The sequence below is a fragment of the Methylocystis sp. Sn-Cys genome (assembly GCF_016745395.1).
Lineage (GTDB): Bacteria > Pseudomonadota > Alphaproteobacteria > Rhizobiales > Beijerinckiaceae > Methylocystis > Methylocystis iwaonis.
Map to the genome: position 1 here is coordinate 1 of NZ_JAERVJ010000003.1, position 24,381 is coordinate 24,381.

Here is a 24,381-nt window from a genome sequence, read left to right on the forward strand (position 1 = left end):
GTTTCACCGACAATGTCGGCGCGCACCAGGGCGATTACCCCAGCGCGACGAGCACCGACGACGCGTCGCCGGTTCTGAACGGAACGCTGTCGGCGCCGCTGGCGGCGGGCGAGGAGCTGCGGGTCTACGAAGGCGCGACGCTGGTCGGGACGGCGAGCGTCTTGGGGACGGGCTGGACCCTGGCGCTCTCCGCGCTCTCGGAGGGGACGCACAGCTACACGGCGGTCGTGGCGGACACGGCCGGCAATGAGGGGACGGCCTCGTCGCCCTTCGCTGTGGCGGTGGATACGACGGCGCCGACTGTCGCCGCCAACATCGCCAGTTTCACCGACAATGTCGGCGCGCACCAGGGCGATTACCCCAGCGCGACGAGCACGGACGACGCGTCTCCGGTTCTGAACGGAACGCTGTCGGCGCCGCTGGCGTCGGGCGAGGAAGTGCGGGTCTACGAAGGCGCGACGCTGGTCGGGACGGCGAGCGTCTCGGGGACGGGCTGGACGCTGGCGCTCTCCGGTCTCGCGGAGGGGACGCACAGCTACACGGCGGTGGTGGCGGACGCGGCCGGCAATGAGGGGACCGCGTCGGCGGCCTTCGCTGTGGCGGTGGATACGACGGCGCCGACTGTCGCCGCCAACATCGCCAGTTTCACCGACAATGTCGGCGCGCACCAGGGCGATTACCCCAGCGCGACGAGCACCGACGACGCGTCGCCGGTTCTGAACGGAACGCTGTCGGCGCCGCTGGCGGCGGGCGAGGAGCTGCGGGTCTACGAAGGCGCGACGCTGGTCGGGACGGCGAGCGTCTCGGGGACGGGCTGGACGCTGGCGCTCTCCGGTCTCGCGGAGGGGACGCACAGCTACACGGCGGTGGTGGCGGACGCGGCCGGCAATGAGGGGACCGCGTCGGCGGCCTTCGCTGTGGCGGTGGATACGACGGCGCCGACTGTCGCCGCCAACATCGCCAGTTTCACCGACAATGTCGGCGCGCACCAGGGCGATTACCCCAGCGCGACGAGCACGGACGACGCGTCTCCGGTTCTGAACGGAACGCTGTCGGCGCCGCTGGCGTCGGGCGAGGAAGTGCGGGTCTACGAAGGCGCGACGCTGGTCGGGACGGCGAGCGTCTCGGGGACGAGTTGGACTCTGGCGCTTTCCGGCCTCTCGGAGGGAACGCACAGCTACACGGCGGTGGTGGCGGACGCCGCCGGCAATGAAGGGACGGCCTCGTCTCCCTTCGCTGTGGCGGTGGATACGACGGCGCCGACTGTCGCCGCCAACATCGCCAGCTTCACGGACAACATCGGGACGCAGCAGGGGAACTACCTCAGCGGGACGGCGACGGACGACGCGTCTCCGGTTCTGAATGGAACGCTGTCGGCGCCGCTTGCGGCGGGCGAGGAAGTGCGGGTCTACGAAGGCGCGACGCTGGTCGGGACGGCGAGCGTCTCGGGGACGAGCTGGACGCTGGCGCTCTCCGGGCTCTCGGAGGGGACGCACAGCTACACGGCGGTGGTGGCGGACGCCGCCGGCAATGAAGGGACGGCGTCGTCGCCCTTCGCTGTGGCGGTGGATACGACGGCGCCGACTGTCGCCACCAACATCGCCAGCTTCACCGACAATGTCGGGACGCAGCAGGGGAACTACGCCAGCGGAACGCCGACGGACGATTCATCGCCGGTGTTGAACGGAACGCTGTCGGCGCCGTTGGTCGCGGGCGAGGAGCTGCGGGTCTACGAAGGCGCGACGCTGGTCGGGACGGCGAGCGTCTCGGGGACAGGCTGGACGCTAGCGCTCTCTGGCCTCTCGGAGGGGACGCACAGCTACACGGCGGTGGTGGCGGACGCCGCCGGCAATGAGGGGACCGCGTCGTCGCCCTTCGTGGTGACAGTCGACATGACGGCGCCGGTAACGACGGCGACGATTGCGACCTTCACCGACAATGTCGGGTTGCACCAGGGCGATTACCCCAGCGCGACGAGCACGGACGACGCGTCTCCGGTTCTGAACGGAACGCTGTCGGCGCCGCTTGCGGCGGGCGAGGAAGTGCGGGTCTACGAAGGCGCGACGCTGGTCGGGACGGCGAGCGTCTCGGGGACGAGCTGGACGCTGGCGCTCTCCGGCCTCTCGGAAGGAACGCACAGCTACACGGCGGTGGTGGCGGACGCAACCGGCATTGACGGTCCGATCTCGTCTCCCTTCGTGGTGACAGTCGACACGACGGCGCCGACGGCCACCACCGTCATCGCAAGCTTCACCGACAATGTCGGGACGAACCAGGGGAACTACCTCAGCGGGACGGCGACGGACGATTCATCGCCGGTTCTGAACGGAACGCTGTCGGCGCCCCTGGCGGCGGGCGAGGAAGTGCGCGTCTACGAAGGCGCGACGCTCATTGGGACGGCGAGCGTCTCGGGGACGAGTTGGACGCTGGGACTCTCCGGACTCTCGGAGGGGACGCACAGCTACACGGCGGTGGTGGCGGACGCGGCCGGCAATGAGGGGGCGGCCTCGTCGCCCTTCGCTGTGGCGGTGGATACGACGGCGCCGGCGACCACCACTGTCATCGCCAGCTTCAGCGACAACGTCGGGACGCAGCAGGGGAACTACGCCAGCGGAACGCCGACGGACGATTCATCGCCGGTGTTGAACGGAACGCTGTCGGCGCCGTTGGTCGCGGGCGAGGAGCTGCGGGTCTACGAAGGCGCGACGCTGGTCGGGACGGCGAGCGTCTCGGGGACAGGCTGGACGCTAGCGCTCTCTGGCCTCTCGGAGGGGACGCACAGCTACACGGCGGTGGTGGCGGACGCCGCCGGCAATGAGGGGACCGCGTCGTCGCCCTTCGTGGTGACAGTCGACATGACGGCGCCGGTAACGACGGCGACGATTGCGACCTTCACCGACAATGTCGGGTTGCACCAAGGCGGTTACCCCAGCGCGACGAGCACGGACGATTCGTCTCCGGTTCTGAACGGAACGCTCTCGGCGCCGCTGGCGGCGGGCGAGGAGCTGCGGGTCTACGAAGGCGCGACGCTCATTGGGACGGCGAGCGTCTCGGGGACGAGTTGGACGCTGGGACTCTCCGGCCTTCCGGAGGGAACGCACAGCTACACGGCCGTGGTGGCGGACGCCGCGGGCAATGAGGGGACGGCCTCGTCGCCCTTCGCTGTGGCGGTGGATACGACGGCGCCCTCCGGCACGCTCCTGATCGACCTTGCCAGTGCGAGCGACACGGGTCCGAGCACCACCGACAACATCACCGCCCTCTCGACGCCGACAGTCACAGTATATGTCAGCGGCGTCAACGCGGCCGACGGCGCCTCGATCGAAGCAGGCAATACGACCCTCAACTTGTGGGATGACGCGAATAACAACAATGTTATCGACGCTGGCGAGCGGGTGCTGGTCAGCAACGACAACTTCAGCGCGGAGTTCGCCGGCTCGTCGGCGGTCATTAGCTTCACGCTGCCGTCTCTTCCGGACGCCGTCTATAATTTGAAAGTGGAAATGACCGACCCGGCGGGGAATGCAAAGGCGGGGTATTTCGATAGCTCGAGCACGTCCGGAAGCTTGCTCACAATTTCGACCGGGACGTTTACGACCGCGAATGCGGGTTATTCCGTGCAATCTCACGACGGTCTCGGCTTTGCGGCGAGCCCGGCCGGGGATTTCAACGGCGACGGATACATGGACTATGCGGTTTCGGGCCCGCACGCCCACTTTGGCGATACGGTCGGAGGAGCGTCCGAACTCTACCTGATTTATGGCTCCGCCAATGGTTTGCCGTCGACCAGCGACGCCGATAGCCTATCGGCGTCGAAGGCGCTGCATATCACTGGGCAGGGCGTTTCGGGGGACCAAGACATTCAGGGCTTGCAAGTTCAGGGGATCGGCGACCTGAACGGCGACGGATTTAGCGACCTTCTCGTGACATCTGTGCTGAACGACGGCGCCTTTGTCATCTGGGGACGCGCTGCGGCCACAGGGACGATCAGCCTGGGCTCGATGGATACAACCGCGACGAGCGACGGTTTCGCAATCCACGGCGTCGCGGGCTCCCCTTTGTTTGGGGCCGCGGCCGGCGGCACGGATTTGAACAATGATGGCTATGCGGATCTGCTTTTGAGCGATCCCAGCGGTTACTCGGCCGAGTCGTCGCCCGTCGGCACGTTGACCGCCGGCGCGTTGCACGTGCTCTATGGCCATTCGGGCGCCGGGGCGGCGGTCTGGACGAATCTATATGGAAACGGAAACGGTCTATACGACTCCGTGAGCAACACCCAGTTGGGAGCGGGCGCCCAGACCACGATTGGCACCAACGACACGGGCGCCGCGCACTTCGGCGGCAAGGTCCAGAATGTGGGTGATGTGAATGGCGACGGGATTCTCGATTTCGTCGTCACCGATCCGCGGCTGGGCGACATAACCACGCCGAATTCGGGCGCTGCTTATCTCGTTTTTGGGCAGCAGGGCGGTCTCGCCTCCGACGTGAATATTACTTCTCTGCTTTCTGCCGGACAGGCCATTCGTCTCGATGGCTCTCAGGCCGGAGAAGACCTCGGCGGCGTTCAATTGGACTACGGCAATAACGGCTCGGCTGATGCGTGGCGCTCGGGCGAAGGAAATACGATCGCCGCATTGGGCGACATCAATGGCGACGGGTTTGGGGATTTTGCGATCGGCTCTCCCGAATGGGGCGATGGGCTAGAGGATGGCTTCGCGCCAGGGCGTGTGTACGTGCTATATGGCGGCCAATCTGGATGGGCCTCCGGGTCGATTGCGACCGCGGCGAGCGGCGCCACAGGTTTCACGCTGACCAGCAGCCTGTCGACCAACGCAACAAACGGCTGGCTGGGCTACGATATTCGCGGCGCCGGCGACGTCAATGGCGATGGCGTCGATGATTTCCTGATCGGCGCGCCAGGGATCGACGCGGGCGGGACCGACAGCGGCAGCGTATATTTGGTCTATGGCGCCGCGGGCGGGGGCTTTGTAAGCGGCAATCTCGAATCGATGGTCTCCGGCGGGACCGCCGTAAGGCTCGACGATTTGGGCGCTGGTTCTCTCCTTGGCGTCAGCACGGCTATGGGCGATTGGAACGGCGACGGCATTAGCGACTTTGCCATCGGCGCCTGGGGGATCAATACGGGCGCCGGCGGATTCTACAGCTTCCTGGGATCGACCAGCGCGCTCACCCAATCCTTCACAGTCGGGAACGATACGCTGGTTGCCGGAGGCACGACGATCGGGGCCGCGTCGATTGTTGACGGCGTCGATCGGATCAGCGGCGGTCTGGGCAATGATACGATACTCGGCATCGGCACGGACACGACCGGCACGACCGCGACCAGCGTCTTGCACGACGTGGCCTATGGCGGGCAGGGAAGCGATGCGATCCATCTTGCCGGCCTCAATTTCACGCGCGTCGATGGCGGAGAGGGGATCGATACTCTGGCGCTGGATGGGTCTGGTCTGGTTCTGAACCTTGGCGCCTATGGCGACAGGGTCCAGGGCTTCGAGAAGTTCGACCTGGGAAGCGGCGGCAATGAGCTCGATATCCGTCTGTCCGACGTGTTGAACGAACCCGAAGCGGCGTCGACGCTCGGCCATATCGAGATTGCGGGCAGCGCAACGTCGACTGTGAATCTCATCGATGGCGGCGGCGCGTGGTCGGTTACGAACACGCAGACCGTGGGTTCCGTGACCTTCGATGTTTATCACAACAGCGCGCTCGATGCGGCCCATACATTTGGCGATGTCTGGATTCAGCAGGGAATAGTGGTTGTCTGAGACGCGATCGGCTTGATTGGTTCGGCGTCATCACCGATCGGACCTCCGGCTCGTCGGAAATGACAAGCGCCAAGGCGAGCTATCTGATGCAGAGGCGGGGGCTCGCATCCCTGATCAGGAGCGGGAACCGGCTTTCGTCGATGCTCCGCGCGCATGCGGGCGCAGAGTGGAGAGCTTTATTTGTCGAGAGATTTTTACTCCGGGAGAATTCTGCTTGAGAAAGCGTGTCAGGCGCCTCACGAGGCGCCTCTTCCTCGTTCCGCTTGAACAGCTTGCATTGGAGTTTGTCATTCCCGGCGCGCCGGAAATCCGACCGGGAATGCAGAGCAAAAATAGTTATGGTTTTACGCGGGGTTTCCGGTCGCTCGCTCTGCGAGCGTCGGGAATGTGGCCCCACCTGTTTGCTTGTCTTCTTGCCGTCGTCGCGCTTCACGGCTGCTCCAGCGTCGGAAATGACGGGCCGCCTGAGATGGCCGCGGAAGTCGTGACTCGCGCCGTGGCGAGCGAGAAGGTTATTCCCAAAAAGGAGGCTTCAGCCCCGCCCGCCGTCCCAGAACGTCCCGCCAGCCTCGACACGATGCGCGGAGCCGTTTCAGCCGCGCTCGATTACAGCTCGAGCGTTCGGCATGCCGGCTCGCAGCTCGCCTTGTCGGGCGTCAATATCGATATTGCGCGGGCCGGCTATCAGCCGACGCTGCAGGGCTCCGCTGGCGGCATAAAACATTCAGCCTACCGCAATCTCGGCGCGGCCGGCCTGCCGGATTTCCAATTCACCGTGAGTCAGCCGCTCTACGATTGGGGAAAGACCGACGCCGACGTCGACCGCGCCCATGCGGAAAGCGAAGCGGCGGGATTGGAGCTTGCGGCGGAGCACGAGAAGGCCGCGCTCGAAGCGGCGCAGGCATATATATCGGTCAAGCGAAACGAGGCGATCGTTCGCGCCGCTCAGGATAATCTCGCCGCACATGAGCGCTTCACCAAGCTTGCGAAGGAACGCGCGAAGGGCGGCGTCGGAGACCACAGCGAAGTCGAGCTCGCTGGCGTTCACCAGTCCGAGGCGATGTCGGAACTCGAAAATGTCAACGGGCTGTTGCGCAACGCCCGCAGCATCTTCCTGTCGAAAGTCGGATATGAGCCGAAGCAGCTCTCGGATATTCCAGACCTCAATCTCGCGCTTGGCGATATAACGGATGTCAGAGCCGAAGCCTCTCTGGCCCCGGCCGCTTCCGCTTCGCTGGCGAAGGGCAGGGCGGCGGAACATGCCGTGGCGTCTGCGAAAGCGGAGCTCTTCCCGAAGCTCACCGCGGAAGGCTTCGTGCGGCAATATCCCAATAACTCGTACTCCAACTCGCAGTACCCCTATACGCGCACGACCGACGCGGGCGTAGGTCTACGGCTCGTTGCGCCGACCTTCGTCGGGCTGAGCAATTTCAAGCGTGTCGAAGCTGCTCACCTGCAGGCCGACAGCGCGCAATGGGCGGCCGAGACGACCATCCGCAAGGCGGTGGAGGATGTCCGCGCATTCCAGGACAAGGCGCCGACCCTGCGCAGCCAAGTGAGTATTCTCGAGGCGCAACTGCGCAAAGCCAAGGCCCTGCGCAAAATCTATGAAGATCAGTTCCTGCTCGGGGAACGCACGCTCACCGACCTCGCATCGGTGCAGGGGGACGTCTATCGCATCGAACGCAACGGCGCTGAAGCGCGATATGCGATTTCCGATCTGCAATATTCGGCGGCAAGCGCGCTCGGCAGGCTCCTGCAGTTGCTCGACATCGCCGCCGGGGAGCAGAAGAAATGACCGAGCTGGGGAAGGTTCAGTCGATCAAGGCCGGCGCCCGCACGCGCGAGTCCGACGAGCGGGATTCCTTGCTGGATGGGCTGCTGTTGCTCTGCCAACTTTACAATCGGCCTGCGAGCGCCTCGGAACTAACGGCGGGCCTGCCGCTCGACGGCGGGCGCCTTACGCCCGATCTGCTCCGGCGCGCCGGCGCCCGCGCAGACCTCGACGTCCAGGTCCGCCGCAAGGACATCAGCGCGATCGTTTCGGGGTTTCTGCCCGTGCTGCTCCTGATGAAGGACGGCTCCGTAGCGGCGCTTCTCAGCGTCAAAGAGGGCAAAGCGAAGATCGTTCTGCCCGAACTGGCCACGCGCGAAATGTCGGCGCCGGTCGAGAGCCTGATGGCGCGCCACAGCGGCCTCGTCGTCCTCGCCGCGCCTCGGGCGCGGCGCGACTCCCGCGCCGACGGGTTTGGAGATGCGCCGGACAAGCACTGGTTCTGGGACGAAATCAAGCGCTACTGGCCGAATTTCCTGGAAGTGGCTTTTGCAGCGGGCGTCGCCAATCTCCTCGCCATCGCAACATCTCTGTTCGCCAAGCAGGTCTATGACCGGGTCGTTCCAAATCTGTCTTTCGCGACCTTATGGGTGCTCGCCCTGGGCGTCGGTCTTGCGATCGTCCTCGAGACGGTCATGCGGATATTGCGCGCGCATCTGATGGACGTCGCCGGTCGCCGGCTGGATCTCACGTTATCGGCGCGCCTTTTCGAAAGGGCGCTCGGCTTGCGGCTGGAAGCCCGGCCACGATCGGTCGGCTCTTTCGCCAGCCAGCTCAAAGAAATGGATGCGGTGCGCGAATTCTTTACCTCGGCGACGATCGGCGCCCTGAGCGACATTCCCTTCCTCATCTTGTTCATCGTGATCGTCGCTTATATCGGCGGACCTGTCGCGATCGTTCTTGCCTGCGCCGTGCCGCTGATTGTCATTCCCGGCGTGATCGCGCAATGGCCGATTTCCGAACTGTCGCAGCAGCACTTACGCGAAGGCGCGATCCGCCATGGCTTGCTGATGGAGGCGCTCTCGGGCATCGAAACGGTCAAGGCGACACAAGCAGAGGGCCGCTTCCAGCGATTATGGGAGGAATATACGGCGTTGCTCGCGCAAAACGGCGTGCGTATGCGCACCATCTCCAGCTTGCTGATGTTCTCCGCGACCGCCGTTCAGCAGATCGCCTATGTGCTGGTGATGGTCGTCGGCGTTTATCGCATCGCCGACGGCGAGATGACGGTCGGGGCGTTGCTCGCCTGCTCGATTCTCTCGTCGCGGACGATCGCGCCACTCACGCAACTTGCCGGCATCTTCGCCCGCTGGCAGCACATGCGCGCCGCGCTCAACAGCCTCGACGCGGTAATGGAGGCGCCCGTCGACCGTCCGGCGGATAGGAAGTTCGTTCACCGGCCGCGGCTTATGGGTAGCTATCGTTTCGAAAATGTCGCTTTCGCCTATGACAAGGACAGCAACCCGGCGCTGCAGATTCCAACGCTTTCATTCGAGGCCGCCACGTCGACAGCTCTTCTCGGCGCCAATGGATCGGGAAAATCGACGCTGCTGAAGATTTTGGCGGGGCTGTATCACGTCCAGCAGGGGCAATTGCTGCTCGACGGCGCGGAGATCAGGCAGATCGACCCGGCGGATGTGCGGAAATCAGTGGCCTATCTGCCGCAGGATGTGCGGCTGTTTCACGGCACCTTGCGGGATAATCTTCGTCTCGGGCTCGAGACGAAGCAGGACGAGGAATTGCTGGAAGCTCTGGCTTTCGTCGGCGCGGAGGGCCTCGTCCAGGAACATCCTCTCGGCCTCGACCGGATGATCACCGAAGGCGGCGGCGGCGTCTCCGGGGGACAGCGGCAGTCGATCGGTCTGGCCCGCATATGGCTGCGCGATCCACGAATTGTCCTGCTCGACGAACCGACGGCCGCGATCGACCACGCGCTGGAGCTCGTGCTCATCAACCGCATCAGGGAATGGGCCGCCGGCCGCACGCTCGTCGTCGCCACCCATCGCCAACCGGTGCTCGCCCTTACGCAGCGCGCCATCGTGCTCAACGCTGGCCGCCCGGCCGCCCACGGACCTGTGGAGGGCGTGCTTGCGGCGCTTGCCTCCAATCGCACGGCTGGCCCGGCCCGTCATCCACAGCCCTCGAAGGAGGCCGAGTGATGGATATAAAACGCATCGGCGCCAATGCGGCTGCGCTGATCGCCGCCGCGATGGAGGACGAGGCTTCCGATCGCTACAGAATGTCGCGGCCGCTTCTCTGGATCACCGCGCTTGGTCTCGTGGTTTTTTTGGTCTGGGCCGCCAATGCGTCGCTCGACGAGGTCACCAATGGCGCCGGGAAGGTCGAGCCATTGAGCCGCAGCCAGGTGATCCAGAGTCTACAAGGGGGAATTCTGGAATCCCTTGCCGTTCAGGAGGGCGAGGAGGTCGCGGTCGGCCAGAAGCTCGCCGTCATCGAAGATACGCAGTTCCGCGCCGCCTATCAGGATCTCGACGGCCAGACGATCGCTTTGAAGGCCGCGTTGAGCCGGCTTTACGCGGAGTTGAGCGGCGCCGATCACATCGACTTCAACCGGGACGTAAAGGCCAACGACGAGATCATCCGAGGCGAAATCAGCCTCTTCAATGCGCGGCGGCAACATCTTTCGGAAGCGGTTTCTTCTCTCGACGAACGTATCGGACTGACATCCCGACAGCTCGAGCTGCTCAAGCCGATGGTGGAGCGGGGCGCGTCGAGCAGGCTGAAACAGATCGAATTGGAGCGGACTCTGGCCGATCTGAAGGGGCAACTGGCGGAAGCCCGCAATTCCTACTTTCAGGAAATCAACGACCAGATCACCAAAAAGAGCGCGGAGCTTGCGAGCCTGACTCAGCAGCGCGAACAGAAACGCGACGCGCTCACGCATGCTGTGCTAAAATCTCCGGTGCGGGGAATCGTCAAGAATTTGAAAGTGACGACGCGCGGCGGCGTCGTCTCTCCCGGCGAGACCATCATGGAAATCGTGCCGCTCGACGATCAGCTCTATGTCGAAGCCGAAATCAGGCCCCAGGACGTCGCCTTCCTGCATACGGGTCAGCGCGCCAATGTCAAAATCACGGCTTATGATTACACGATCTACGGGATGCTCACCGGAGAGCTTGTGTTTATCAGCGCCGACACCCTCAAGGACGAGACGCGGAAGGACGCCGACCCCTATTATAGAGTCCGCGTGCTCACCGACACGGCTGCGTTGCAGGGTCCGGACGGCCCCCTCCCGATCAAGCCCGGAATGGTCGCCGACGTCAATATTCAGACCGGCAAGAAAACAGTGCTCGACTATTTGCTCAAACCGATATTGAAAGGGCAAGAGGCGCTACACGAACGCTGATGCGTAGCGCCTCTCACTCTGCGCGCTCGCTTCAGTGCGCGGCGCCGAGGGACTGAACCGCTTGCTGGCACGCCTGTTCGCAGCTCTGACAGGCCTCCGCGCAGATACGGCAATGCTCATGCGACTGCGCGTGCTTCTGGCATTCGTCTGCGCAGAGGCGGCAGGCCAGCATGCAGCTCTCCAGCGTCGAACGGATGATCTCCTCATTGCTTCCCGTGCGGCGCGTTGCGATCGCCCCGGCTGCAAAGCAAATGTCCGCGCAATCGAGGTTGAGGCGGATGCACTGCCTGAGGCGCGTGACCTCTTGCTCCCCGATACAAGCGTCGGCGCAGGAAATGCAGCTCTGTCCGCAGTCGTAGCATTCCTCGATCGCGCGGATCAGGGCTTGGTTGGTCTGCCCCTTTACGTCTGGATGCGTCCCGATGATCTCCTGAGTGTGCATGAGGCTTCTCCGCAGGTTGAGACGCGGGAACAACCCTGCCCATGCGAAATTGTTTCCGGCGGCGCCCTAGCGGGCTTTCCGGTGGTATGGAATCGTGCGAGCGATATAAGAGCGCACAGATACAAAGAACTGGAGCGCATTCTTTTCGCAAAAGCCGATCAACTTTGGCGGGATGGGGTGTAGTCGCGGTCAAGACGGAGATGGCGCCTATTGGAAAAGATTAAACTATAAGTTGCTAAAATGTCTTTACGCTCGGGATGGACGAGTTCTCGGCCTGGATGGGGCGGTTCCCGTGGCGATCTGCTCGACCGACCGCGTTACGATCTTTCGTTCTCCCACCCGCCAAGGTCTCGTCCGCGTTCCAGATTTCACGCCGACGGTCGCTGAAAGGCGTGATTTTCAGAGCCTTATCCAAATGCAAAGGGTGGATAGGACAAGCGCGACCATGGAGCTTGACACTCTACAGACTTCGGCCATTTTAGGGGGCGATGGCTTGGCGGCGGATAAAATACAGCAGCTTTCGGCGCGCGTTTATCGCTTGCGCCACGCTATCTATTTTTATGCTTCAGCTCGCGTCATTAGCGGGAGCGATAAAGCTTTCCGGGGTCATCGGTCTATACGCATCCTCGGAAGCCGCCGCCTTGTGCAGCCTGGAGGGCGATAACGCCGCTCCGGCGCATGGCGACAGCCATCATTCCAAATGCCGCGACCATTGTTTGGCGAGCGGCCGCGCGGCGTCTGCTCTGGCGTTCGCGGTCACTTGCTTCGCTATCCTGGACTTGTTCCCCGAGCGCCAAATCGCCGCTTATGGCCTCTTGGACGAACCCTGGCCCATCCCGGGCCGGTTGAATAGCTGGTCGTCTCGCGCGCCACCCTTCTTCTCCTGATCGACCGAACGCAGCCAGAGTCTGCGCAAGATAATTTCGGTTCTCGCGGCCGACAGCGCCGTCAGGGAGAAGCAACGTGTTTTCAACCGTTTCATCGAGCGGCGAGCAGTCGCATGCTCCCGTTGGGGAAGCTTATTCGCTTCGCGAGGTCTTTCTTTCGAGCCGAGGAGACCTTCTCCGCTACCTCACGCGAAAGGTCGGCTCGACCGACGCGCCGGACCTTCTTCAAGAGACCTTTGTCCGAGTCGTCCGGCTGGAAAAGCCGGAGAGAATCAACGATCCGCCGGCCTTCCTAAAAACGATCGCGACTAATCTGGCGCGCGATTTTGTGCGCCGCCGGAGAACCGAAGCGGGCTACATCCAATTTGGCGACTATCTGGTCGAAGCGCCGTCCGCAGATGCTCCCGCCGACGAACGTCTGGATTATGAACGTAAATCCCGCCTGCTCGACGTGGCTGTCAGCTCTCTGCCGCCGCGGTGCCGGGAGGTTTTCAAGCTTCATATCTACGAAGACGTTCCCCTCCACGAGATTGCGCGGAAATTAGAGATCTCCGACAGGATGGTGCGTAAGCATCTCAGCCTGGCTTTCCGGACCTGCCGCGCCGCGCTCAAATCTTCTTTAGAGTGACACGAGCCCACTGCAGAAAAAAATTCCCGCGGCGAGGTTCCTTATTCTCGATCTGATGCGTCTAAGGAGCTTGGGACAACCTATAGCTCTGATGATCTGACGGGGAGTGCGACCATTGGCTCGATGAGGGCGCGTCAAGACGTATAGAAGATTAACCGCGCGCCGTATGTGTTTTCCGGTCTGCGAATGAGGATCGAAGCGATGTTGGGATCGATTGGAAGGACTGCATTTTGGCTGCTATTGACGCTCGCGGCGCTCGCCGGCGTCGGAGAGGCCGCAGCGAAAGATTTGCCTGTCGCCATCAACTTCGGACTGATGGCGGATGGAAAGGATGTCGGTTGCGGGGCGCCGCTCGCCAATCTCGGCGTCGCCCATCTGCAGGCCAAGCTCCATGAGGCGCGTTTTTACATCTATGGCGTGAAGCTCATCGACGCCAAGGGCATACGTACGCCCGTGGCGCTCGCGCAAAATGAATGGCAGTACGGCGACGTCGCTTTGGTCGACTTCAAAGACGCGCGCGGCGGCAACGCTCCCTGCACGGAGAGCAATCCGGCCAAGAATGCGAGGATTTCCGGGACCGCGCCGCGCCGCGCCTATGTCGGTCTGGAATTTTCCGTCGGCGCGCCTGTGGAGACGATTATCGACGGAAAGCCCGTCTCCATCAACCATTCCAACGTCGAGACGGCGCCGCCGCCGCTCGATGTCGCCGGCATGGCGTGGAATTGGCAGGCCGGGCGTCGATTCCTGGTGTTCGAGGTCGATCCGCCGTCTCCGATCGTCAAAGCGGACGGTTCCAAGACCAAGACCTGGACGGTGCATCTGGGCTCGACGGGCTGCAAGGGTAATCCCGCCACGGGCGAAATCGTTTCCTGTGCGCATGAAAATCGTTTCACTGTGACCTTCGACCGTTTCGACCCGAAGACGCAGCGCGTCGAATTCGACCTCACCCGGCTCTTCGAGAACAGCGACCTTCTTGTCGATAAGGGCGGCGCGGTCGGTTGCATGAGCGGGCTCGATGATCCGGAATGCCCCGCGATTTTCGCCGCGCTTGGCCTCAATCTCACGGGCGCCGACGGGACGGCAGGCAAGCAAACGAAGCCAGGCGCCTCCCCGGTCTTCAAGGCCGGCCTCGCGAAATTGGCGGGAGGCAAGCAATGAGGCGCGGGCAGCTTTTCGCGATCGCTTTGCTGGGTTTCGCCGCCGCGTCTTTCGCGATGGCCGAGCCAGCCAAGCAAACCGGCTGGAAATGGGACCTGCCCAATTATGTTCCGCCGCCGCGCGTTCCTGCGGACAATCCGATGTCGGAGGAGAAGTTCCAGCTCGGCAGACGCTTGTTCTACGATAAGCGTTTGTCGGGGAACGGGGCGATCTCCTGCAGCTCCTGCCATCTGCAGGAGCGCGCCTTCACGGACGGCCGCGTGGTGAGCGTCGGCTCGACCGGCGAGAATACGCCCCGAAACGCCCCCTCGATTATCAATTCGGGATGGCATGGGACGCTGACCTGGGCCAATCCGGCGCTGGTGACGCTCGAGCGGCAGATGACGAACCCGTTGATGGGCGAGCGGCCGATCGAAATGGGCGTGAACGACTCGAACAAGAACGAGATCCTTGCGCGCTTTCGCGCCGACCCGGATTATCGAAAATGGTTCAAGGAGGCGTTTCCCGACAAGATCGATCCGATCTCCCTGGAGACCATCGTCAAGGCGATTTCCGCATTCGAGCGGGGGGTCGTGTCGTTCAACAGTCGCTATGATCAGTACCTGCAAGGCAAGCTCAAATTGACCGAGGCCGAGCAACGGGGGCATGATCTTTATTTCGGCGAGAAAGCGGAGTGTCATCACTGCCACGGCAGCGTGAATTTAAATGACCAGTTTGTTCACGTGAAGACGCGCGAGGCCGAGACGCCCTTCCACAACACCGGGCTTTACGACATCGACGGCAAGGGCGGATATCCCCTTCCGAACCGCGGTCTCTTCGATATAACGTCCGATCCTGACGACATGGGCAAATTCCGCGCGCCCAGCCTGCGCAACATTGCGGTGACAGGCCCCTACATGCATGACGGAACCGTCGCGACGCTCGAAGACGTCATCGAGATTTATTCGAAGGGCGGCCGTAAGATCGAGAAAGGGCCGAACGCCGGCGACGGACAAGCGAGCCCGCTCAAAAGCGGCCTGATCGTCAAGATCGATCTGACGCCGCAGGAAAAGGCCGATCTCGTCGCCTTCCTGAAAACTCTCACTGACGAGACTCTGCTGACCTCGCCAAGGTTCTCTGATCCTTGGAAAAAGGCGGCGGCGTCGAATTAGCGAGAAGGCGGCGCCTCGTCATAGAGCGCATTCCGCAAAGTGGTGCGCTTTTGCGAAATGAATGCGCTCCAGCTTTTTGAAGCTGCGCGCTTTCTCGTCGCTCGCATGATCCCATGCGAGCGGAAAGCGCGCGAGAGGCGCCGCCATCTTCGAACCCGCACCTTCAGTTGTGCTGAAACCGATGCTGGCGCATCTGCGCTCGCCGTGTCTCGCGGCTCCTCTTTGCCGGGCGCATGTTCTTTGTTGACGCCCTCCTTGGGCGCTGATCTTTTGCCGGCCTCGTCGACAGGCGCCAATGCAGCGCCTTCCTGGAGAGAATATTTACGCCAACCCATGCGTTACGCGATTCCGATCGGATTTCCGGGTCAGCTTGCATTTCGCGCGCAAGGAGTATTCTCTCGACTGAGCGCCATGCGAGCAGACGAAGAGCAGCAATTTCGGTTCGATCAATGATGCCTGGCACTGAAACACCGCCCTCCGACTCCGACGATGCTGGAGACGAAGCCATCGACTGGTTCGTGAGGTTGAGGGCGGGACTGTCGTCCAACGAGGAAAAGGCGGCTTTCGAGCAGTGGCGCGCCAAAGACGCGGAAAATGCGGCGGCCTTCGAGGAGGTCCTGCGGATGTTTGGCCATCTCGCCGGGATGAGCCCGTCGCGTCGGGCCCAAACGCCGCGCCATGGCGGTCGACGCCGTGCCGCGGCCGCGGTCGCCGGACTGGGGGCGGCTCTCGCGCTACTGCTGTCCTTGGGCGACGTCGCTACGCGACTCCGCGCAGATCACTATGCCGGCGTCGGCGAAAGGAAGGTCGTCGCCTTGGAAGACGGCTCAAAGGCGGAGCTCGATGCGAGTTCCTCTATCGCGGTCCGCTACGGCGCTGCGGAGCGGCGCGTGATCCTGCTGTCCGGCGAAGCCTGGTTCGATGTCGCGCGCGACCCCGCGCGTCCCTTTATCGTCGAGGCTGGCGAAGGATCGGCGACAGCGCTCGGCACCGCCTTCGACGTCGCCTTGAACGGTTCCGGCGCGCGCGTCACAGTGAATGAACATCGCGTGCTGGTCGTGAGCGGGGGAGCCTCGGTCGTGGTGGAGGAGGGCCAACAGAGCGCTTATGAGAGAGACGCAGCGGCGCGCGCGCCCGAAACCGTGGACGTCGAGGCGGCGACCGCCTGGCGACGCGGGAAGCTGATCGTGACCAAGCTGCCGCTCGGCGACGTTCTGGCGACGGTTGGGCGTTACCATCGCGGCTTTATTTATTGCGTCGAGCCTTCAGCTTGCAGTCGCCGCGTTTCTGGTGTTTTCGACGTCGCGGACGCGGCGCAGATCATTAGCGAAATCGAGATGTCGCTCGGTCTGCGCGCCATTCGTCTGACGCCGTTCGCGACCTTCTTGTATTGACGTTCGAGCGCCTGTGATTTCCGGTCTCTCTGCGTCGAAGGAGAAATAATGAGAAAAGAGACGCCGCAACGGCTCCGATATTGTGATGACCTCATGCGCTCGTCCTTTCCATTTCACGGCGCCCAGCAACCGCCCCTGTGGCGCGAAGCGAGATGAACGTCTCCGCGCCTTTCATTCGACGCCCCGTCGCCACCACGTTAATTGCCGCCGCCCTCTTCCTGCTCGGCGCGCTCGCCTATTTTTTTCTGCCGGTCGCCAGCATTCCGTCCGTCGAGCGGCCGATCATCAGCGTCTCCGCCAATCGTCCGGGGACCGATCCGGCCACCATGGCGGCCTCGGTGGCTGCGCCGTTGGAACGGCGGCTCGCGGGCATATCCGGCGTTACCGAGCTCACTTCCGCCAATTCATACGGTTCGACGTCGATCACCCTCCAATTCGGGCTCGACCGAAACATCGATGCGGCGGCGCGCGACGTGCAGGCTGCGATCAACGCGGCGATGACCGATCTTCCGTCCGACCTGCCGTCCCCGCCTTCCTTCCGCAAGGCCAGCTTGGCCGGGCCGCCGGTCTTCGCCCTCGCGATGACGTCGGATACGCTGCCGACCAGCGCGATCTATGACATAGCGGACACGGTCATCGCCCAGCGAATCGCGCAGATTCCAGGCGTCGCCGACGTAAGGATCGCTGGCGCCGAGCAGCCGGCAATCCGCATCCAGGCGGACCCGACGCGGCTTGCAAGCATGGGCCTCAGCATCGACAGGGTGAGCGAGGCGATCCGGAAGGCCAATGTCCTCGGTCCGCTCGGCGCGCTCGACGGCGACGCGCGTTCCCTGACCTTCGGCGCAAACGGCCTCCTGTCGACGCCCGAGGAATTTCGTCAGATTGTGGTCGCTTCCTCGGCCGGCGCCGTGACGAAGCTCGGCGACGTCGCCTCTGTCGAGCTGGGCCCGCGCAACCGGCTGTCGGCCGGATGGTACAACGGCAAGCCTGCGCTTTTCGTCGTCGTCTCCAAGCAGCCGAGCGCCAATGTGATCGAGACGGTGGATCAGATAAAGGCGTTGCTGCCGAGATTGCAGAACTGGATTCCGAGCGGCGTCGACATCTCGGTGCTCACAGACCGCACGCAGACGATCCGCGCCAGCGTTTCGGAGATCCAGCGCGCCTTGCTGATCTCGGTTATCCTCGTCATGCTGGTGGTGTTTCTCTTCCTTCGCCGCGCGGCGCCCACCTTTGCGGCGGGGATCACCGTCCCGCTCTCTCTTGCGAGCGCCTGCGTGGCGATCTGGGCGGCAGGATTCACGCTGGACAATTTTTCGCTTATGGCGCTGACGATCGCTGTCGGCTTCGTCGTCGACGACGCCATCGTGATGATCGAGAACATCGAAAGGAATATCGAGCGCGGGATGGGGCGGCTCGCGGCGGCGCTCGAGGGCGCGCGGCAGATCGGCTTCACGGTCGTCTCCATCAGCCTGTCTCTCGTCGCCGTGTTTGTCCCTCTGCTCTTCATGAGAGACACCGTCGGCATGATGCTGCGGGAATTCGCATTCACGCTGAGCTTCGCAATCGTTGCGTCGATGCTCGTGTCCTTGACGGTCACGCCGATGATCTGCGCACATCTTCGTTCGGCTCGTCCCGCGAGTCCGTCGGTCATGGACCGGATCGTGGGCGGCGCGCTCGGCGCGATCCTGCGGCTCTATGCACGAACATTGCGGCCCGTCGTGGATCATCCGCGCGCGATGCTCCTCGTGATCCTGGCGACGATAGGCGTGACTGTGTGGCTCTATCTCACCATACCTCAGGGCGTCATGCCGCAGGATGACATCGGCCTTATCAACGGGACGTCTGAGGCCTCGCCCGAGATATCTTTCACGGGCATGGTCGAGCTGCAGCGGAAAGCCGCCGATGTGATCGGCGCCGATCCGGACGTCGTGGGGGTCGGTTCGGTCCTGGGCGGCGGCTTGGGCATGCTTGGCAATCAGGGGCGGTTTTTTATCGCGCTGAAGCCGGCGGGCCAGCGCAAAGCGACGAGCGCCGAGATTGTCGCGCGGCTGCGGCCGAAGCTTGCCGAGATCGACGGCTTGAAACTCTTCATGATCCCGGCGCAGGATTTTCGCGCGGGCGGCCGGCAGAGCAAGGCGCAATTTCAATTCACGCTTTGGGATGCTTCCGTCGAGGAGCTGGGACGATGGACCCCTAAAGTCCTTCAGCGTCTGAAAGCGTTGCCTCAGCTCGCTGATGTGTCGAGCGACGTGCAGAGAGGCGGCCTCCGAGCAAATGTGATGATCGATCGCAACGCTGCGTCCCGAATGGGCGTCGCAATCTCGTCGATCAACGCCGCGCTGAACAGCGCATTTGGCCAAAGGCAGGCGTCGATCATCTACACGGAGCGCAACCAATATCGCGTGATTGTCGAAGCGCCCGAATCGCGCCAGCGCAGCCTGCCCGATCTCGAAAGCGTCTATGTGACGGGGACCGGCGGACAGATCATGCCGCTCGCCGCGGTCGCGCGTATCGAGAGCGGGGCCATGCCGCTTGCCGTCAATCATCAGGGCGTCTCGCCGGCCATCACGCTGACATTCAACACGGCTCCCGGCTATTCGCTCGGCGCCGCCGCGGCGGCGGTGCGCGAGGCGGTCGAGGATCTGCGCATTCCAGATGGGCTACATGCCGAATTCGCCGGCGACGCGGCGGATTTCATCAAGACGGTGAAGGGGACGCCGCTCTTCGTGCTCGGCGCGCTCATTGCCGTCTATATTATCCTCGGCATGCTCTACGAGAGTTTTATCCATCCGTTGACGATCCTCTCGACGCTGCCGTCAGCCGGGCTGGGCGCGCTGGTCGCGCTCGAAGCGTTTCAGACGCCATTCACCACCATGGCCTTGATCGGCGTTCTGCTGCTGATTGGCATCGTCAAGAAAAACGGCATCATGCTCGTCGACTTCGCGCTTCAGGCAGAGCATGAGAAGGGCCTCTCGCCGCACGACGCCATACTGGCGGCGGCGGCCGAGCGGTTCCGCCCGATCCTGATGACGACGCTGACAGCAATGCTGGGCGCGCTCCCCCTCGCTTTGGCGACGGGCGTCGGCGCCGAATTGCGCCGCCCGGTCGGCGTCACCATTGTCGGCGGTCTGCTTCTCAGCCAGATCATGACGCTCTATACGACGCCGGTGATCTATCTCGTCATGAGCAAGCTGCAAAGAAGGGCGCCGCGCCGCAACGCCGAAGCGCCGATCGGCTCAGAGGAAGCGGTTGGTTGTAGCGGGGGGCTACAGCCGCGCAGTTGAAAATTCGATGAAGTCGCGAAAGCGCCTCGGGGAGATGGGGAAACGCCGCGGTCAGTGCTCTGAAATGTCGATTGGTTCGCTGTCATTCCCGACGCTCGCAAACCGAGCGATCGGGAATTACCGCCGTCATTGCGAGGAGGCGGAGCCGACGAAGCAATCCAGGGCGGCGCCGCTGCCTGGATTGCTTCGCTTCGCTCGCAATGACGGGCTCTGAGTAAAACCAGCGCTTTTTGGGCTCTGTATTCCCGACGCTCGCTCAAGCGAGCGTCGGGAATGACAGGGAACCGGTCAAGCGAATCTCGTATCAAACCACACCGCCGGAAATCCGCTCGATGGTCAGAATTCCAGACGCAAGGAACCAAGTATGGTTCTCGGGGGGCCGGCCATGATCTGGAACCGGGACGCGGCGCTCGCATAATATGTCGTGTCCAGGAGATTCTTTGCGTTGAGCTGCGCGGTGAGATGCGCGGGACCGACGTCGAAGCGATAAGAGATCATTCCATTCAGGATTGCATAAGCCGGAATGGTGAAGGAGTTGGCGTTGTCGCCAAAGGCGCTTCCCACGACTTGCGCGCCGCCGCCGATGCTGAGGCCTTGGAATGAGCCGTCAGCGTCATATTTGACCCAAAGATTGCCCATGTTCTTGGGAACGGTTGGAAGCCGGTTCCCGGCAATGAATAACTGAGTGTTGATCTCGGTGAGCGGATTGTAGAGCGAGCCTTTGGTGACGCGTGCGTCGTCATGTGTATAATTGGCGATCACGCTCCAATTTTCGTTTATTTGGCCCTTTAGATCGACCTCGAATCCTTTGCTTTCGGCTTCGCCCGCCACCAGCGTGTTGCCGGGATTGGTCGGATCAGGCCCCGGGACATTCGTCTTGACGAGATCGAAATAGGCCAGTGTCAGCAAGAGACGCTTATCCAAAAACTCCGCCTTGACGCCGCCTTCCCATTCATAGGATCGGACCGGAGGCAAGGGCGACGGGATCGCGCTGCCGGCGTTGAGCCCATTGTCGGCGTTCAGCGACTTCGTGTAATTGGCGTATAAGGAAAGCCAAGGCATCGGCTGTATGGTTAGACCCACGCGTGGGCTAAACGCCTTGCTCAAATTCGGGCTCACGATCCAAGCGGTGCGCAGATCATTATTCTTGACCTGCCAGTTGGTCTCGGCCCAATCATATCGGCCGCCGAGAAGCAGATGGACTTTATCGTCCCAGAACGAAATCGTGTCCTGGGCGTAGACGCCCTTCCAGGATTCTGAATTTGTCGTGAAAAGATTGGGCGTTACGCCGGTATATCTGCTTCCGTAAATCGGCGCGTAGATGTTGAACGCGGGCAGATATTTCGACGCGGGAACGACAAGATAGAAGGGCGCGAGCGGCTGATAGTTGCTGTAATAATCGAACCCGACAAGCGTGGAATGGCTCAAGGGCCCGGTGACGAACTTGCCCTTCAGATCCAGATTTGTGGCCATGCCTTGGTTGGTGATGGACTGGTAATAGGAGCCGCGCGTCAGGGCGCCTGTCGCTTGGTTGAGGCCGATGAAAGACACCGACGACAAATCTTGCCCCTGACTCCGATAATAGAGCCTGTTCGTCAGGCTCCAATTTTTATCGATGTCGAACGTCCAGTCATAGCCATAGTATCTAAGGTCGAACCGCTGCGGAAGCTTGCCGGTGTATGATGGGTCTTGAAGATAGCGCGTGATTGGAATCGATGCGGGCCTGTTGCCGACCGCGACGGTGTTTGACTCGGGCACGAACACGTCATGCATGAATTGCAAGTCGATATTGGCCCTGAACTGATCATTCGGGCGGATGGAGAGTGTCGGCGCCAGGAAGTAATATTCTTTGTTTGCAAAATCCTGGTAGGAGTCGGAGCGCACATAGCTGCCGTTGAAGCGATAGGCGAGCGTCTTCTCCTTGTTCAAAGGCGCGGTGGCGTCCACCGTTGTCCGGGTAAAGCCATATGACCCGGCTTGCTGCTGCACGGAATAATATGGTGTGTCCAAGGGGCGTTTCGGCACGAGATCAACCAAGCCGCCGGGCTCGGATCGCCCATAGAGCATCGCTGCCGGACCTTTCAAAACGTCCACCGACTGAAGATTGGCGGTATCGACGTTCATAAGCTGGTACTGGCGCAGACCGTTGAAATAAACGCTTGTGTTCGTGGAAAAACCGCGAATCATCAGTCCTGTGTAGAATGAGCTGTTGGGCACGGCGAGCACGCCGCTCGAATTGCCCACAACCGCATCTTTGAGATCGATTGCCTGCTGATCGTCCATCGTCTGGCGCGTGATGACCTGCACCGAGAAGGGAGTCTTCAGCAGCGGCGCGTCGGTTTTCAGCGTTGTGCCGGCCGTGTCCGACATGTAGCCGGTGAATCGTCCGCCGAGACCATCTTTTCCGGAGCCTTGGTCACGCGAGGCGGTTGCGGCGGACCGGCCGACTCCGCTCCCATGAGGCGCCTGTTCATTTGACTGAGGGGATGCGCCGACTTCGATCGGCGGCAAGGCTTGCGCATTGCGCGGGCTTGCGTCGCTCATCGTCCTGTTCGATTGGGCCAGCACGATCGAAATCGCTTCCCCGTTCTCGCTGAGCCGGTAATTGAGCCCTGTTCCCGACAGCAGCGAGTCGAGCGCGCCAGAGAGCGTATAATCTCCGTTTAGCCCCGGCGTTGTGAGATTTTCCGTTAGACGCGAATGATAGAGAACGTGAAGGCCATTCGCATCCGCCAACCGGTTGAGAGCAACATCCATCGAGCTTTGAGGAATCTGGTAGGTTTTGACCGCCTGTGCGATTTCCCTGTTGGTCATCGAGGCATGCGCGACTGCGGGGCTGCCGGCGTCGATCGCTTTCACGGCCATGACGATCGTAATCGCCGTTGTTTTCTTCCACTCGCTTTTGGCCGTTGTCTCGTTCATTTTCCACCACACAGAAAAATCGGCGAGGACGAATCTCCTCCCTTCTTTTCTGGGACGCGTGGCGTGTCGTTTCTGGAACGTCGTTCGACATCTATTTTTGGCGTTATCGAAGCGCGACGCACGCATATCGCAGCGAAAGCTAGCGCATGAGCGTCTCGGAGCGCCCGAGCAAGGAATGTTGGTCCATTCGGAACCTCGCGGACGATGTCCGGGTTCTGGCGAAGGCCCCCTTGGATCATAGTAGGTGCGACATGGAACGCCGCTCTATTAAAGACACGCCGGCATGCGCTCCCGTTTCGAGACCGGATTGCCCCGATTGGGCGCTCCGGCGACTGAGACTGGAACGTCTGGCGAGCTTGATGGAAGCTGAGAGTGAGCCGGTGCGGCTCTTCTCGACGATGGAGTGCTATCCGAAAAAAAGGCGCCTCGCTCTGCGGCAGGAAGGATCGCCCCTGGCCATCGCCTTCAAGGATTCGATCTTCCGGCTAGAAGGCCTGTCGGGGGACACTGTCGGCGACGGCGTCTCCTTCTTCAAGCTGTCCTTGTCGGAGGCGCATGAACTCCTTTGCGACTGCCATTATGGCGGCGTCTTGCATTTCGGGCAGCCAATCAGCGAACAGGTCGCCCGCCGGGCGCGGTCGCTCGCGGCGAAGCACAGCTTCGCGGAGCTGCGCGATCGCGTGACGTCCTGGCTTGGGCGGCAGTAGGCGCGCGTCCCGCCGGCCGTTCGGAAAGCAACGAACGGCCGACCGGGCGCCTTTATCGAAGAGGCGGACACATGCCGAAGCGGTTGATGATGATGGCGGCGCTTCTGCTCGCGACGACCCTGCCCGCGGCGTCGCAAAGCCTGGAGCACCGGGAACATAGCGCCATGCAGCACCTCGGCGGCCACTACCGCCATATGCACCGCGACTGGAGCGGCGAGAAAGGGCGCCATGTGCACAGCGTCTGCTGGGATTGGGACGAGGGCGAGGGCTGGGTCTGGATTTGCCGATGAGCGCCTTCGGGTGGCGGGTCCGATCCGCGGTTTAGTTCGCCGTCCCCCGATGGTTGCCGGCCGGACCTTCTGTGTTATTGTGTGGCCGGGAAACGCAATGAAGCTCAACTGGCTGCGCCTTATCGTCTCTGCGATGCTCGTCATCGCCGCTCTGTGGGCGGCGGCGCCGGGTTACGCTACGCCTGCGCCCCATGCCTGTGCGGCGATGACCGCAGCGGACGACTGCCCCGACCATTCGGCCAACCATGCGACGGCGCCGCGGCACTGCGATTCTCTCATGTGCGGCGCTATTCAGTTGACGCCGCCTAGCGCCCTTGTGCCGACGATCACGGCCGCGCTCTCACCGGCGCGTCGTATATTCGACGACGCGGCCTATCGAGGGCTCACGGCGCCGCCGGACCTTCGTCCCCCGATTCTCTGAGCGCCCACCTAGGCCCGCTCTCTGCGCATGCGCCATCATGGGCGCCTCGGTGGCTGGCGCCACCGGCCAATGCGCGCGGGCGGCCCGGATTCTCCGTCTTACGATCTCAT

At 62.6% G+C, this 24,381-nt stretch carries 14 protein-coding genes; 12 read left to right on the forward strand and 2 right to left on the reverse strand.

The features are described from left to right. The 4 genes from JJT62_RS07215 to JJT62_RS07230 form a co-directional block, all read left to right on the forward strand. Nucleotides 1-5,786, forward strand: a 5,786-nt coding sequence (locus JJT62_RS07215; RefSeq protein WP_202072049.1) for an Ig-like domain-containing protein, incomplete at its 5' end; no start/stop codon positions are given. 385 nt (nt 5,787-6,171) lie between these two features. Beyond that, on the forward strand, nt 6,172-7,584 hold the full coding sequence (locus tag JJT62_RS07220; RefSeq protein WP_202072050.1) for a TolC family protein: 1,413 nt from the start codon (nt 6,172-6,174) through the stop codon (nt 7,582-7,584). Next, on the forward strand, nt 7,581-9,779 hold the full coding sequence (locus tag JJT62_RS07225) for a type I secretion system permease/ATPase (RefSeq protein ID WP_202072051.1): 2,199 nt from the start codon (nt 7,581-7,583) through the stop codon (nt 9,777-9,779). The genes JJT62_RS07220 and JJT62_RS07225 overlap by 4 nt, the downstream gene beginning before the upstream one ends. Next, nucleotides 9,779-10,987, forward strand: a complete 1,209-nt coding sequence (locus JJT62_RS07230) for an HlyD family type I secretion periplasmic adaptor subunit (protein ID WP_202072052.1) — start codon at nt 9,779-9,781, stop codon at nt 10,985-10,987. Before JJT62_RS07225 ends, JJT62_RS07230 begins: the two co-directional genes overlap by 1 nt. Nucleotides 10,988-11,018: 31 nt before the next feature. Here JJT62_RS07230 and JJT62_RS07235 read toward each other — a convergent pair whose 3' ends face one another. Beyond that, nucleotides 11,019-11,429: a four-helix bundle copper-binding protein gene (locus JJT62_RS07235; RefSeq protein ID WP_202072053.1), complete on the reverse strand. Its 411-nt coding sequence runs from the start codon at nt 11,427-11,429 to the stop codon at nt 11,019-11,021. 963 nt (nt 11,430-12,392) lie between these two features. Between JJT62_RS07235 and JJT62_RS07240 the strand changes: the two genes are divergently transcribed. From JJT62_RS07240 to JJT62_RS07260, 5 genes are all read left to right on the forward strand, one after another. Further along, nucleotides 12,393-12,944, forward strand: coding sequence for an RNA polymerase sigma factor (locus tag JJT62_RS07240; RefSeq protein WP_202072054.1), 552 nt, complete (start codon nt 12,393-12,395; stop codon nt 12,942-12,944). Between the two features lie 201 nt (nt 12,945-13,145). Further along, on the forward strand, nt 13,146-14,102 hold the full coding sequence (locus JJT62_RS07245) for an MbnP family copper-binding protein (RefSeq protein WP_202072055.1): 957 nt from the start codon (nt 13,146-13,148) through the stop codon (nt 14,100-14,102). After that, a complete protein-coding gene (locus JJT62_RS07250) occupies nt 14,099-15,253 on the forward strand; it encodes a methanobactin export MATE transporter MbnM (RefSeq protein WP_202072056.1) in 1,155 nt (384 codons plus the stop codon). The genes JJT62_RS07245 and JJT62_RS07250 overlap by 4 nt, the downstream gene beginning before the upstream one ends. 449 nt (nt 15,254-15,702) lie before the next feature. Further along, nucleotides 15,703-16,647 (forward strand): FecR domain-containing protein, encoded by a 945-nt coding sequence (locus tag JJT62_RS07255; protein WP_202072057.1) that lies wholly within the window; start codon nt 15,703-15,705, stop codon nt 16,645-16,647. A 152-nt stretch (nt 16,648-16,799) separates the two neighbouring features. Continuing rightward, entirely contained in the window at nt 16,800-19,931 is a 3,132-nt protein-coding gene (locus JJT62_RS07260) for an efflux RND transporter permease subunit (RefSeq protein ID WP_202072058.1), read from the forward strand. A 336-nt stretch (nt 19,932-20,267) separates the two neighbouring features. On the opposite strand, the gene JJT62_RS07265 is transcribed toward JJT62_RS07260, so the two are convergent. Next, the gene (locus JJT62_RS07265) at nt 20,268-22,853 is read right to left on the reverse strand and encodes a TonB-dependent receptor (RefSeq protein ID WP_246744769.1); all 2,586 of its coding nucleotides are present in this window, start codon (nt 22,851-22,853) and stop codon (nt 20,268-20,270) included. Nucleotides 22,854-23,212: 359 nt separating this feature from the next. On the opposite strand from JJT62_RS07265, the gene JJT62_RS07270 reads away from it, so the two are divergent. From JJT62_RS07270 to JJT62_RS07280, 3 genes are all read left to right on the forward strand, one after another. Beyond that, nucleotides 23,213-23,560: a hypothetical protein gene (locus JJT62_RS07270; RefSeq protein ID WP_202072059.1), complete on the forward strand. Its 348-nt coding sequence runs from the start codon at nt 23,213-23,215 to the stop codon at nt 23,558-23,560. Between the two features lie 71 nt (nt 23,561-23,631). Beyond that, nucleotides 23,632-23,850: a hypothetical protein gene (locus JJT62_RS07275; protein WP_202072060.1), complete on the forward strand. Its 219-nt coding sequence runs from the start codon at nt 23,632-23,634 to the stop codon at nt 23,848-23,850. A gap of 97 nt (nt 23,851-23,947) precedes the next feature. Continuing rightward, the gene (locus JJT62_RS07280) at nt 23,948-24,271 is read left to right on the forward strand and encodes a hypothetical protein (RefSeq protein ID WP_202072061.1); all 324 of its coding nucleotides are present in this window, start codon (nt 23,948-23,950) and stop codon (nt 24,269-24,271) included. The last annotated feature ends 110 nt before the right edge of the window (nt 24,272-24,381 follow it).

Excerpts from the sequence above, each read along its gene's own strand:
- JJT62_RS07275 (WP_202072060.1), top strand. The coding sequence starts at position 23,632 with ATGCCGAAGCGGTTGATGATGATGGCGGCGCTTCTGCTCGCGACGACC.
- JJT62_RS07230 (WP_202072052.1), top strand. The coding sequence starts at position 9,779 with ATGGATATAAAACGCATCGGCGCCAATGCGGCTGCGCTGATCGCCGCC.
- JJT62_RS07270 (WP_202072059.1), top strand. The coding sequence starts at position 23,213 with ATGGAAGCTGAGAGTGAGCCGGTGCGGCTCTTCTCGACGATGGAGTGC.
- JJT62_RS07225 (WP_202072051.1), top strand. The coding sequence starts at position 7,581 with ATGACCGAGCTGGGGAAGGTTCAGTCGATCAAGGCCGGCGCCCGCACG.
- JJT62_RS07235 (WP_202072053.1), bottom strand. The coding sequence starts at position 11,429 with ATGCACACTCAGGAGATCATCGGGACGCATCCAGACGTAAAGGGGCAG.
- JJT62_RS07265 (WP_246744769.1), bottom strand. The coding sequence starts at position 22,853 with ATGAACGAGACAACGGCCAAAAGCGAGTGGAAGAAAACAACGGCGATT.
- JJT62_RS07280 (WP_202072061.1), top strand. The coding sequence starts at position 23,948 with ATGAAGCTCAACTGGCTGCGCCTTATCGTCTCTGCGATGCTCGTCATC.
- JJT62_RS07250 (WP_202072056.1), top strand. The coding sequence starts at position 14,099 with ATGAGGCGCGGGCAGCTTTTCGCGATCGCTTTGCTGGGTTTCGCCGCC.
- JJT62_RS07245 (WP_202072055.1), top strand. The coding sequence starts at position 13,146 with ATGTTGGGATCGATTGGAAGGACTGCATTTTGGCTGCTATTGACGCTC.
- JJT62_RS07220 (WP_202072050.1), top strand. The coding sequence starts at position 6,172 with ATGTGGCCCCACCTGTTTGCTTGTCTTCTTGCCGTCGTCGCGCTTCAC.
- JJT62_RS07260 (WP_202072058.1), top strand. The coding sequence starts at position 16,800 with ATGAACGTCTCCGCGCCTTTCATTCGACGCCCCGTCGCCACCACGTTA.
- JJT62_RS07255 (WP_202072057.1), top strand. The coding sequence starts at position 15,703 with ATGATGCCTGGCACTGAAACACCGCCCTCCGACTCCGACGATGCTGGA.